The sequence below is a fragment of the Skermanella rosea genome, from assembly GCF_016806835.2.
In the GTDB taxonomy this organism is placed as follows: Bacteria; Pseudomonadota; Alphaproteobacteria; order Azospirillales; family Azospirillaceae; genus Skermanella; species Skermanella rosea.
This window is the reverse complement of the sequence record NZ_CP086113.1, coordinates 357,027-368,694: the sequence shown is the minus strand read 5'-3', so window position 1 is coordinate 368,694 and position 11,668 is coordinate 357,027. Positions and strand designations below refer to the sequence as shown.

Genomic DNA, 11,668 nt, shown 5'->3' with positions numbered 1-11,668 from the left:
CCGGCTTCCGTCGGAGAAACAGGAGCAGCGACGCGCCGGCAGGCCTCATCGCACGGGCGAAGGGGTACCGTCCGGCGGGCGGGGCAGGAACGCCGCCGACGCCGTCAAGCTGGACGGAATGATCCGGAGGGTTACGCGCCCGCCAGCCCCGCCCGGGTCCGGTCTAAGGCCCGTCAGGCGGCCAGCGCATCCTTGTAGATCCTGCCGTTTTTCATCACGATCGCCAGGTTGCGGCCGTGATGCTCCAGCAGGTTGATGTCTTCAAGCGGGTTGCCGTCGACCAGCAGGAGGTCGGCGAGCGCCCCCGCGCGGACCACGCCCAGTTCGCCTTCCTTCTGGACCAGGGCCGCGTTCACCGAAGTCGCCGAGATCAGGATCTCGGCGGCGCTCATGACCTCGCGGCGGATCGAGAACTCGGATGACTGGTGCTGGTGCATGTCCCCCAGCAGGTCGGTCCCGAAGCCGGTCCGGACTCCCGCCCGGCGCAACAGTTCGAGCGATTTCAGGCCGGCGGACAGCACCACCTGCAGCTTGTCCAGGCTGACCTGCGGGAATCCCAGGCCGGCGCCGAACCGGTTGAGGGCGTCGTAGGTCACCAGGGTGGGGACGACGAACGCTTCCTTTTCCGCCGCCAGCTTCGCTGTCGCCTCGTCGATCAGATTGGCGTGCTCGATGCTGCGGACGCCGTGGTTCAGGCAGCGCGTGATGGACTGGGGCGTGTAGGCATGGGCCATGACGTATTTTCCCCAGGATTGCGCCTCCCACACGGCGGCCGCGATCTCCTCGTCGGAATATTGGAGATTGTCGATCGGATCGCTGGGCGAGGCGACGCCGCCGGACGCCATGATCTTGATCTGGGTGGCACCGCGGCGCAGCTCCTCGCGCGCGGCCTTGCGCACCTCCGTGACGCCGTCCGCCACCTGGGCCAGGGCGGCGCCGCCGCGGCAGCACAGGCACAGGCTGAGCGACGAGCCGTCCTCGTAGGACCGGAAGTCGCCGTGCCCTCCGGTCTGGGTCAGGGCACGGCCGGCGAAGAACAGGCGCGGCCCGTCGATCAGGCCGTGCTCCGTCGCGAGCGCCAGCCCGTAGTCCGCCCCGCCGGCATCCCGCAGGGAGGTGAAGCCGCGGTGAAGGGCCGCCTCGAGGAACCGGCGGGCATGCTGGGCGAGCAGCATCTTCGGCATGTTCTCGAGCTTGCCCAGGTCGGGATCGGCGGCGATCGCGTGGAAATGGGCATCGATCAGGCCCGGCATCAGGGTCTTGCCCTTCGCCTCGATGACGCGCGCGCCCTCTACGACGACCGGCCGGTCGGCGACCTCCCGGATCCGGTCGTTCTCCACGACGACGTTCATGCCGTCGCGAAGATCCGCGCTGGTCCCGTCGAACACGGTGCAATCCTTGAAAATCACGACGGACACGATGCTTCTCCGATTCCGGGAAAATTGGGCGGCCCGGGATGCCACCAAGTCCGATTCCAACGGTTTCGCTTTCGATAAGTTTCGAAATCGAGCGAAACCTTGGGGTGGCAATCCGGGAGATCCGAGACATGCAGATCGTAATCATCGCCGCGTACCTGCTCTTCGTGTGCGTGTTCGGCGTCTACATCATGCGCAAGCTGGTCAAGGACAGCGACGACTTCATGGTGGCCGGACGCAGCCTGTCCAAGGCCGTCCTGGCCGGCACGCTGCTGGCGACCTTCGTCGGATCGGGCACCATCGTCGGCGGCGCCAGCTTCGTGTTCCAGTACGGTCCGTTCGCCGGGATCTTCTTCTTTCTCGGCACGCCGATCGGCGTGCTGATCCTGTATTTCTGGCTGGCCGACAAAGTCCGCGTCGCGGCGCGCTACACCGTGCCCGAGATCCTGGAGATCCGCTACGGCAAGGCGGCCCGCGCGGTCTCGGCGCTGATCATCCTTTTCGCCTTCATCGGGATCACCTCCTACCAGTTCATCGGCGGGGGCAAGGTCCTCCACATCACGACGGGCATCCCCGAGTGGCAGGCGACCCTGATCGCGGCGGCCATCATCATCTTCCTCGCCACGATCGGCGGCCTGGTGTCCGTGGCCTACACGGACTTCATCAGCGCCATCTTCATCCTGGTCTCGCTGATCGCCGCGGTGCCGCTGATCCTGTCGCAGACGGGCGGGCTGGACGGCATGGTCGCGGCCCTTCCCGAGGCCAAGCAGACCCTCACGGGCGGCCTCACCCTACCGCAGATGCTCGGCTACTTCCTGCCCCTGTTCCTGCTGCTGCTGGGCGACCAGAACGTCTACCAGCGGTTCTCCGCGGCGGAGAACCCGAAGACGGCCCGGATCGCGGCGATCGGCTTCTTCGTGGGCTCCGTCCTGACCATCGGCATCATCCTGGTGCTCGCCGCCTCGGCCGCCGTCCTGCTGCCCGAGATCGACCCGGCCACGGCGGTGCTTTCGCTGGCGAACCAGAAACTCCCGGTCCTGCTGGGCGGCATGCTGCTGGCGGCGGCCGTCGCGATCATCATCACGACCGGCAATTCGTACCTCCTGTCGGCGTCCGCGAACGTGATGTACGACCTCCACGGATCCCTGATGGGCAGGACGGTGGCGCCCGAGCGCCGGCTGATGTTCGACCGGCTGGCGGTCGTCGGGCTGGGAGTCCTGGCCTACGCGCTCGGCACCTTCTTCCCGACCATCCTGGCCTTGCAGATGTATTCCTACACCATGTACGGCGCCGCCATCACTCCGGCCCTGCTGGCCGCCCTGGTCTGGCGCAAGGCGACGCCCGCGGGGGGCCTCTCGGCGATCCTGACCGGCGGCGTGGCGACCCTGGTGTGGGAACTGGCGCTCGGCAAGCCGCTGGGCTGGAACAGCGTGCTGTTCGCGCTGCCCTGCTCCGTCGCCGTCCTGGTGATCGTCAGCCTGGCGACGGCGACGCGGGAGAACGAGGAAAGGGCGACGCGGGCGATCGCCGGCGCCAGGTGACGCCACTTCATCCCGCGGCGGGGACTGAGCCCTTCCCTTTCCTACCCTGCAAAAGGCCGGTCCAATGCCCTCGATGGCGACCAGATGCCGGCCACCGGGTCAATGGCCCTATGGCCCCTGCCGGGCTGCCCTCCGTTCCTGCCGAAGCAGCAGGAGAAGCGAGGCGAGGATGATTCCACCACCGACGAAGACCGCGATTTCGACTGGCTCGCCGAACAGCGCGAGGCCGAGGAACACGGCGAGCGGCAGCCGGATGAAGTCCACCAGGATGAGGAGCGACGCGTCGGCAAGCTTCATCGCGCGGGCAAAGGCGAACTGGGCGGCGAGGCCCCCGGCGCCCTGCACCGCGAGGAGCAGGAGGCTGCCGGCCGACGGCGTGGTCCAGACCGGCAGGCAGAGCAGGAACGCCACCGGCACCGTCACCAGCAGATTGAACAAGACGATCCGGAGCGCGGGCTCGCGCGAGGAGGAGACCTTCATCAGGAGGGCGACCCCCGCCAGCGCGACCGCCGCGCCCAGCGCCAGGACCGCGCCCATCCCGACGGGCACCGCGTCCGGGCGCAGGACGATCCAGACCCCGCCGAAACCCGCGGCGAGCGCCAGCAGCCGGAGGGGACGCGGGCGTTCGCCCAGGAACAGGATGGAGCCGAGCGAGACGAACAGGGGCGTGGTGAAGGCCACGGCGATCGCCACCGACAAGGGCAGCAGGGTCACGGCGTAGAAATAGGCCACCAGGGCCCCGAGCTTCATGACCGCCCGCAGGCAGTGGACCGGCCACAGGGGGGAGCGGAACGGGTGCGGTCCGATCCGCCCCAGGAAGAAGGCGAGGAAGAGAAGGCTGAAGAGGTTGCGGAAGAAGACGATCCCGAAGGGATGGACCTCGGCCGCGACGAAGCGGACGATGACCGCGTCGAACGCGCCCACGGCCGAGTTGACCGCCATGAAGAGCGCGCCGACGATCACCGGCGGCAGCCACGCGGCGGCGCCGGTCCTGGAAATCTGAGTCAATGCCTGCCCCTGCGGGAATGGGCGGCGCCCGCCGATCGGGGCGCCGCCGTCCGGATCGTCAGTCCTTAAGGTCGATTTCCGAAAGCCGGATCTCGCTGTTGGTCTTGAGGGACGGCCGCCAGCCCTCGATGCGCCGGCCGACGCGGGTGTACCCGATCATGTGGTACATCGGGACATCCGCGACGACCTCGTCATGGACCCGGGCGAAGACCTCCTGGAACAGCTTGGCACGCTCGTCGCCGGTGGCGCTCATCGCCTGCCGGAGCAGCCGGTCCACCTCGGGGTCGGCGATGGTCGAGTACTGCCCGCCGCTCGAATACATGACCGGGGCGGTGAAGCCGGCGTCGCCGGTGTTGTTGTCGTGCTGCTGCTGGAACAGCGTCGGGCCGCGTTCCGGCGGGAACGGCTTGTCCAGGTAGCGGACCCAGTCCGCGGCCTCCAGCTGCACCATGGTCATGTTGAAGCCGACCTCCTCCCACATGCCCATCATCGCCTCGAGTGATTCCGCCGAGTTGGGGAAGAAGCCGTTGCGGGCGATCAGCCGGATCTCCTTGTCCACCGGAACGCCGTCGGCGCGGGCGGCTTCGAGCAGCTGCCTCGCCCGTTGCGGATCGTACCCCCAGGGCTTGATGTCCGGATTGTGGCCCCTGACCCCCGGCGCCACCATCTGCGAGGCGCGGAGCACGTCGTCGCCGAACAGGGCGCTGCCCAGCGCGTCCCAGTCGATGGCGAGGTTGAGCGCCTCGCGGACCCGGCGATCGTCCAGCGGCGGCATCTGCGCGTCGATGCGCATGCGCGTCGTCTCGGAATTCAGGTAGGCGAAGTCGGTATCCGGGTCGGTGGCGTCCTGGACCGCGATGGTCGGCGTCAGGTCGGCCTCGCCGGTCGAGACCATGGCGGCGCGGATGGCCGATTCCGGGCGCCAGACGAAGGTGGCGCGGGCGACTTCCGGGTCTTCCCCCCAGTACCCGTCGAACCGGGTCAGGACCACCCGCTCCGGCGACGCGCCGTCCAGCCGGTAGGGACCGGTGCCGACCGGGCTGTTGGTCTCCTTGTCCATCGGCAGGTTCGGGGAGACGATCTGGACCGTGCCCATCAGGGTCGGGAGGATGGGGATCGGGATGTCGGACTTGATCTCGACGGTCCGAGGATCGACCGCCTTGGGCGTCAGCTTGATGTCGCCGAACTTGGAGCGGCTGTCGCAGGACAGGTTCGGGTTCATCAGCCGGTTGATCGTATGGACGACCGCCGCGGCGTCGAAGTCCGCTCCGTCCTGGAACTTGACGCCGTCGCGCAGCGTGAAGCGCCAGGTCAGGTCGTCCACCTGCTGCCAGCCGGTGGCCAGGAAGGGCTCCACGGTGCCCTCCTCCGCCTGGATGTCGGTCAGGGTCTCCGTGATGTTCATGTTGATGATGCGGCCGATGTCGTTGCGGATCGACCGGCAGGGATCCAGGTTGGCCGGCTGCTCCGGCAGGACGACCGTGATCTCCCCCGGCGCCGCGAGCGCCGGACCCGCTGACAGGGCCGCCGACAGGGCCAGTGCCAGCGCCGACGCCAGGAGCGCCGCGGTGCCCCTGCAGGATTTCTTCGTCTTCATCGGTTTCCTCCCCTTGGACAGAATTTCTTTTCCGTCAGGCAAGCCGCCGGAGGCCGTTGGCCTCGACGAAGGCGGCCAGCATCGCGGACTGGGCCTCGGTCAGCGGCCAAGCCGAGGGCGGGCGGGTGGCGCCGCAGTCGTGTCCCAGCAGGCGCAGCGCCGCCTTCACGCCCGTCACGTTGGTGCCGTTCATCTCCTGGGCCCGGATGTCCTCGAAAGCCCGCATCCCGGCGATCAGGCGGCGCGCCTCGGGGTAGTCTCCGCTTTCCAGGGCCGCGTGGATCGCCACCGACCTTTCGGGCCAGACATTGATCAGGCCCGAAGTGAAGCCCCGCGCGCCGACGGCATAGAGCGGCGGCGCCCAGACTTCCGCCAGCCCGCCGACCCAGACGATGTCCGGATCGCAGGCGGCCATGGCCTCGGCCAGCTTCAGGGGGTTGGGCGTCGCCCACTTGACCCCGACCACGCCCTCGACCGCGCACAGGGCCTCGATGGCCTTGACCCCGATCGCGTCGTTACGGAGATATATCACCAGCGGCAGGCCGCCGGAGGCGTCGGCGACGCGCTTCACGTATTCCGCGATGCCGCGCGGCGCCACGAACGGGTCGGGAGGCTGGTGGACCATCAGCGCGTCGGCCCCCGCCTCCGCCGAGACCCTGGCCAGACGGCAGGCGTCCCCGATGGCGCGGCCGACGCCGGCCACCAGGGGAGCGCGCCCGTCCACGTGGCGCGCCGATGCCCGCACCATCGTTTCCGCCTCTTCGGTGGTCAGGGCGTAGAACTCGCCGGTGTTGCCGTTGGCGACCAGGATGTGGACGCCGGCCGCCACCGCGCGGTCCACGATCGGCGCCTGGAGGGCGGGGACCAGCCGGTCCTCGGCGTCGAACGGCGTCACCAGGATGCCGGAGATGCCGGTCAGGGCCCGTTTCAGATCCTGCTTGTCGAATTTCATGGAAGTGCCTGCCTGTCAGGAAGCGCGGCAGCGCCGACCGCGGCGCCGGTCTCCCACTTGGGATGGGGCGTCGCGTTCAGCAGCGTGCGCGTGTAGGGATGTTGCGGGTTGGAGAACAGCGCCTGCGTGGCGCCCTGCTCGACGATCTCGCCGTGCTTCATGACGATGATGCGGTCGGCGAAATGCCGGACGATCGGCAGGTCGTGGGTGATGAAGATGTAGGACAGGCCTAAGCGGGTCCGCAGGTCGGCGAGCAGGTCGATCACCTGAGCCTGGATCGAGACGTCCAGGGCCGACACCGCCTCGTCGCAGACGATCAGCTCGGGGTCGCTGGCGAGCGCCCGGGCGATCGCTATCCGCTGGCGCTGCCCGCCCGAGAACTGGTGGATGTGTCGGGCGGCGTGCTCCGCCTTCAGCCCGACCAACTCCAGGAGTTCGACCACCCGGTCGTTCCACCGGGCCTTGGGCAGGATATCGCGGTGGATCCGGAGCGGTTCCGAGATGATCGTGCGTACGTCCATCCTGGGGTTCATGGACCCGTAGGGATCCTGGAACACCATCTGCACCTTCCGCCGCAGCTTGAGCAGCGCGCGCCGGTCCATGCCGAAGATGTCCTCCCCCTTGTAGAGCGCCCGGCCCGAGGTCGGCTCGTTGAGGCGCAGCAGGATGCGCGCGACGCTGGACTTGCCGGACCCGGACTCGCCGACGATGCCGACCGTCTCGCCCTTGCCGACCACGAAGCTGACGTCGTTGACGGCATCGACGAATTTGGCGGGGCCGAACAGGCCGGCGCCCAGGGTGTAGCGCTTGACGATGTTCTCGACCCGCAGGATCGGCTCGCCGGCGGCCGTGCCGGAACGCCGGTGGGAGTCAGCGTCGTCGGCGTGCGGCAGGGCCGACAGCAGCGCGCGGGTATAGTCGTGCTTCGGCCGGGTGAAGACCGTCCTGGCCTCGCCCTCCTCGACGATCCGGCCGCCCTTCATCACCATGACCCGGTCGGCCATGGAGGCCGCCACCTCCAGGTCGTGGGTGATCAGGACGAGCGCCATGCCGTACTCGGCCTGGAGGTCGCGCAGCAGGTCCAGGATCTGCGCCTGGACGCTGACGTCCAGCGCGGTCGTCGGCTCGTCGGCGATGATCACGGAGGGCTGGAGCGCTATGGCCATGGCGATCATCACGCGCTGGCGCTGGCCGCCCGAGAACTGGTGGGGATACTGGTCGACCCGGTGTTCCGGATCGGGGATCCCGACCCGGCGCAGCAGGTCGACCGCCCGCCGCCTCGCCTCGCCTCCCCGGGCGATGCCGTGGGCCTCGAACACCTCCGCGATCTGCCAGCCGATCGTGTAGACCGGGTTGAGGTGCGCCAGCGGATCCTGGAAGATCATGGCGATCCGGCGACCGTTCAGGTCGCGCCGCTCCTCCCCCGTCATGGCCGACAGGTCGCGGCCGTCGAACACCATACGGCCGGCGACGATGTCGCCCGGCGGCGTGTCGATCAGCCCCATGATGGCGCTGGTGCTGACGCTCTTGCCCGAGCCGCTCTCCCCCAGGATGCAGAGCGTTTCCCCGGGGCAGACGTGGAAATCGACCGAGCTGACGGCGCGGAACGGGTCGCGGTCGGACAGGAAGTCGACCGTCAGCCCCCGCACCTCCAGGATGGGTTTCTTCGGGATGGTTCCTCCGGTCATCGCGGAGCCCTCCGCAGTGTCTGGAGCCGCCACCGCTGCTGCGGATCGGCGACCGTCCTGGCCCAGCTCGACAGCAGGTTGAGCGAAAGCGTCGTCAGCAGGATCGCGAAGCCGGGCCAGAACGCGACCCACCAGGCGCTCGCCAGGTATCCCCGCCCGGTCGCGACCATGGCGCCCCAGGTGAACTGCGGCGGCTGGATGCCGAGGCCTAGGAAGCTGAGCGCCGATTCCGCCAGGATGACCGAGGCGAAGTCGATCGCGGCGATGGTGACCAGCGTGGGCGCCACCAGCGGCGCTATATGCCGCAGCACGATGCGCAGCGAGCCGGCGCCCATCGCCTTCGCGGCGCTCACGAACATGCGCTCGCGGAGCTCCAGCACCTCGGCGCGGGTCGTCCGCAGGTATATGGGCACCCGGGTGATCGCCAGGACGATGATCAGGTTGGGAATGCTCGGCCCGAGCGTGTAGAGCACGATCAGCGCCAGCAGCAGCGACGGGAAGCTCATGACGATGTCGGCCAGCCGCATGATCGCCTGGCTGTACCACCGGTTGGAATAGCCGGCGACCAGGCCCAGCGCGCCGCCGACCAGGGCGGAGGTCAGCACGGCCGCCGCGGCGATGCCGAGGGTGTTCTGCGCCCCCACCACCAGGCGGGCGAGGATGCTGCGGCCGAGGGTGTCGGCGCCCAGCACGTAGGCCCAGCCCTGGTCGAGCGTGAACGGCGGCAGGTTGCGCTGGCGCAGGCCCAGCTTGGTCGCCAGGTCGCCGACCAGCAGCGGGCCGAGGATCGCCGCGGCGATCAGGAACAGCAGGTATATCGCGGAGATCAGCGCCAGCTTGTCGTGGACGAGATAGCCCAGGAGGACCCGGGCCCTGCCCGGCTCGCGGGGCGCCGCCTTCGCGTCGGTCGGGATCACGGTCATGACGTCTGGTACCGGATGCGCGGATCGAGAATGGCGTAGAGGATGTCGATCGCGATGTTCAGGAGGAAGATGGCGGTCGCCGTGACCAGCACGGTCGATTGCACCACCGCGAAGTCGCGCTGGATGATGGCGTCGATCATCAGCTTGCCGATGCCCGGCCAGCCGAACACGGTCTCGACGACGACCGCGCCGTTGACCAGGCTGGTGGCGAGGTCGCCCGCCACGGTGACGACCGGCAGCAGGGAGTTGCGCAGCGCGTGGGAGAAGATGATCTTCTGACGCCTCACCCCCTTGGCCCGCGCGGTCTTGACGTAGGGCGAGGACAGGGCGCCGATCATCGTGCCGCGGACGACCTGGACCAGCAGGCCGAAGGGACGCAGCATCAGGACGGCGACCGGCATGATCCAGTGCGCCGCGGAGCCGGTCCCGGAGGTCGGCAGCAGGTCGAGGCTGACCGCGAAGACCAGGATGCCGACGATCGCCACCCAGAAGTCCGGGGCGCTGGCCCCGGCCAGCGACACCAGGCTGGCGAACCGGTCGAACGGGCTCCCGGGCTTCGCCGCCGCCAGCGATCCGACGACCAGCGCCAGGGCGAAGGCGAAGGTCATCGCCAGCACGGCGAGCTTCAGCGTCTGGGGAAAGGCCTCCAGCGCCACCTCCATCGCCGACCGGTTCTGGCGCAGCGACTCCCCGAAGTCGAGATGGAGGAGGTCGCCGAGATAATCGAAGAACTGGACGTAGAGCGGCTGGTCGAAGCCGTGGAGCCGGGAGAAGGCTTCGCGCGCCTGCGGGGTCGCGTCGAGCGGCAGGAAGAGATAGGACGGGTCGCCGGTCAGCCGCGTCAGGAAGAAGACGAGCACCAGCAGTCCCAGGACCGAGACGACGCTGTGGAGGGCGCGTTTTCCGAGGTAACCGAACATCCGGATTTCCCTTGTCGGAGATGCGGAAGCGGGCCGCCGCGCCGCCGCAGGGCGGCGGCGCGGACCGGCGTCACTTCTTCAGGCGGATTTCCGCGAGGGGGATCTCGCTGTTGGTCGTCAGGTTCGGGCGCCAGTCGAGGCCGGGCCCGACCCGGGTGTAGCCGATCATGTGGAACATCGGGATGTCCACCGCGATCCCGTCATGCACTTCCGCCAGGATCTCCTGGAACGCCTTGGTCCGGGCCTCGTCGGTCTGGTCGAGCGCCTCGTCGATCCGGGCGTCCAGCTTCGGGTCGGAGAAGGTCGCGTACTGTCCCGACGAATGGTAGAAGATCGGGATCGTGAAGGCGGCGTCGCCCTTGTTGTTGTCGTGCATGACCTGCAGCAGGGTCGGTCCGCGGTCCTGCGAGAAGGGTTTCTGCAGGTACCGGGTCCAGTCCGCCACGTCGAGCATGGTCAGGTCGATGTTGAAGCCGACGGCTTCCCACATCGTCATCATCGCCTCCAGCGCCTCGTTGCCGTTGGGATAGATGCCGTTTCGGCCGATCAGCTTGATCTCGGTGTCGACCGGGACGCCGTCCGCGCGCGCCTCCTGCAGGAGCGTCGCCGCCCGGTCTGGATCGTAGCTCCAGGGCTCGATGGCGGCGTTGTGGCCGTTGATCCCGGGGACGACCATCTGCGAGGCGCGCAGGACGTCGTCGCCGAACAGCTCCGCCATGCCCTGCCAGTCGATCGCGAGGTTGAGCGCCTTGCGGACGCGCACGTCGTCGAGCGGCGCCTTGCCGGTGTCGATCCGGATCGCGGTTGTCTCGGAATTCAGGTAGGAGAAGTCCGTTTCCGGGTCGGTGGCGTCCTGGATGGCGATCGCGGGCGTCAGCTGGGCCTCCCCGGTCTGGACCATCGCGGCCCGGAGCGAGGATTCCGCGCGCCAGACATAGGTCGCCTTGGCGATGTCGGGCGTCTCGCCCCAGTAGCCGTCGAACCGCTCCAGGACGACCGTCTGCGGCGTGAAGGTTTCCAGCTCGTAGGGCCCGGTGCCGACCGGATCGTTGACCGCCCGGTCGGCCGGCGTCTTCGGCGAAACCATCATCGCGACGCTCAGCAGGGCGGGCAGGATCGGTTCCGGCATTCCGGTCCGGATCTCCAGGGTGGACTTGTCCACCGGGGTCACCGTCAGCTTCGCGCTGCCGAACTTGGCGATGTTGTTGCAGGTGAAGGCCCCGCTGGTCATCCGCCGGATCGAGAAGGCCGCCGCCTCGGCGTCGAAGTCGGCGCCGTCATGGAACTTCACCCCGTCGCGCAGGCGGAAGCGCCAGGTCGTGTCGTCGACCCGTTCCCACGACGTCGCCAGCTTGGGCCGGGGCGTCCCGTTCTCCGGGTCGATGACCGTCAGCGGTTCCGTGACGTTCTGGTTCAGGATCTGCCCGACATTGGTCATGATGCTGCCGCACGGCTCCAGGTTGCCCGGCTGCTCCGGCAGGACGACCGTGATGGCGTCGTCTCCCGTCTGCGCCGCCGCGGGCAGGGCCGCCGATGCCATCAGCATGGCGCAGGCGACGGACAGCACACCTCTGGGTGTCATGGTATTTCCTCCGTGTTTTCTTCTGTCTGGGGCCGCCGCCGT

General features: G+C 68.7%; 9 protein-coding genes. 1 reads left to right on the top strand and 8 read right to left on the bottom strand.

Going from position 1 to position 11,668, the window contains the following annotated elements:
* Nucleotides 1–173: 173 nt before the first annotated feature.
* Nucleotides 174–1,418 (bottom strand): metal-dependent hydrolase family protein, encoded by a 1,245-nt coding sequence (locus JL101_RS33045; RefSeq protein ID WP_203100697.1) that lies wholly within the window; start codon nucleotides 1,416–1,418, stop codon nucleotides 174–176.
* A 128-nt stretch (nucleotides 1,419–1,546) separates the two neighbouring features.
* Here JL101_RS33045 and JL101_RS33040 point away from each other — a divergent pair, with 128 nt between their 5' ends.
* Nucleotides 1,547–2,956, top strand: a complete 1,410-nt coding sequence (locus tag JL101_RS33040; RefSeq protein WP_203100695.1) for a sodium:solute symporter family protein — start codon at nucleotides 1,547–1,549, stop codon at nucleotides 2,954–2,956.
* 108 nt (nucleotides 2,957–3,064) lie between these two features.
* Here JL101_RS33040 and JL101_RS33035 read toward each other — a convergent pair whose 3' ends face one another.
* From JL101_RS33035 to JL101_RS33005, 7 genes are all read right to left on the bottom strand, one after another.
* The gene (locus tag JL101_RS33035) at nucleotides 3,065–3,898 is read right to left on the bottom strand and encodes a DMT family transporter (protein ID WP_228435638.1); all 834 of its coding nucleotides are present in this window, start codon (nucleotides 3,896–3,898) and stop codon (nucleotides 3,065–3,067) included.
* A 124-nt stretch (nucleotides 3,899–4,022) separates the two neighbouring features.
* A complete protein-coding gene (locus JL101_RS33030) occupies nucleotides 4,023–5,561 on the bottom strand; it encodes an ABC transporter substrate-binding protein (protein ID WP_203100691.1) in 1,539 nt (512 codons plus the stop codon).
* A gap of 34 nt (nucleotides 5,562–5,595) precedes the next feature.
* The gene (locus JL101_RS33025; RefSeq protein WP_203100689.1) at nucleotides 5,596–6,513 is read right to left on the bottom strand and encodes a dihydrodipicolinate synthase family protein; all 918 of its coding nucleotides are present in this window, start codon (nucleotides 6,511–6,513) and stop codon (nucleotides 5,596–5,598) included.
* Nucleotides 6,510–8,201 (bottom strand): ABC transporter ATP-binding protein, encoded by a 1,692-nt coding sequence (locus JL101_RS33020; protein WP_203100687.1) that lies wholly within the window; start codon nucleotides 8,199–8,201, stop codon nucleotides 6,510–6,512. Before JL101_RS33020 ends, JL101_RS33025 begins: the two co-directional genes overlap by 4 nt.
* Nucleotides 8,198–9,124 carry an ABC transporter permease gene (locus tag JL101_RS33015; protein ID WP_203100685.1) on the bottom strand — a complete coding sequence of 309 codons (927 nt, stop codon included), beginning with the start codon at nucleotides 9,122–9,124 and terminating at the stop codon, nucleotides 8,198–8,200. Before JL101_RS33015 ends, JL101_RS33020 begins: the two co-directional genes overlap by 4 nt.
* Nucleotides 9,121–10,044, bottom strand: a complete 924-nt coding sequence (locus JL101_RS33010) for an ABC transporter permease (protein ID WP_203100683.1) — start codon at nucleotides 10,042–10,044, stop codon at nucleotides 9,121–9,123. The genes JL101_RS33015 and JL101_RS33010 overlap by 4 nt, the downstream gene beginning before the upstream one ends.
* Before the next feature lie 70 nt (nucleotides 10,045–10,114).
* Entirely contained in the window at nucleotides 10,115–11,626 is a 1,512-nt protein-coding gene (locus JL101_RS33005) for an ABC transporter substrate-binding protein (RefSeq protein WP_203100681.1), read from the bottom strand.
* Nucleotides 11,627–11,668: the final 42 nt, after the last annotated feature.

Excerpts from the sequence above, each read along its gene's own strand:
- JL101_RS33005 (WP_203100681.1), bottom strand. The coding sequence starts at position 11,626 with ATGACACCCAGAGGTGTGCTGTCCGTCGCCTGCGCCATGCTGATGGCA.
- JL101_RS33010 (WP_203100683.1), bottom strand. The coding sequence starts at position 10,044 with ATGTTCGGTTACCTCGGAAAACGCGCCCTCCACAGCGTCGTCTCGGTC.
- JL101_RS33035 (WP_228435638.1), bottom strand. The coding sequence starts at position 3,898 with ATGGCGGTCAACTCGGCCGTGGGCGCGTTCGACGCGGTCATCGTCCGC.
- JL101_RS33040 (WP_203100695.1), top strand. The coding sequence starts at position 1,547 with ATGCAGATCGTAATCATCGCCGCGTACCTGCTCTTCGTGTGCGTGTTC.
- JL101_RS33025 (WP_203100689.1), bottom strand. The coding sequence starts at position 6,513 with ATGAAATTCGACAAGCAGGATCTGAAACGGGCCCTGACCGGCATCTCC.
- JL101_RS33030 (WP_203100691.1), bottom strand. The coding sequence starts at position 5,561 with ATGAAGACGAAGAAATCCTGCAGGGGCACCGCGGCGCTCCTGGCGTCG.
- JL101_RS33020 (WP_203100687.1), bottom strand. The coding sequence starts at position 8,201 with ATGACCGGAGGAACCATCCCGAAGAAACCCATCCTGGAGGTGCGGGGG.
- JL101_RS33015 (WP_203100685.1), bottom strand. The coding sequence starts at position 9,124 with ATGACCGTGATCCCGACCGACGCGAAGGCGGCGCCCCGCGAGCCGGGC.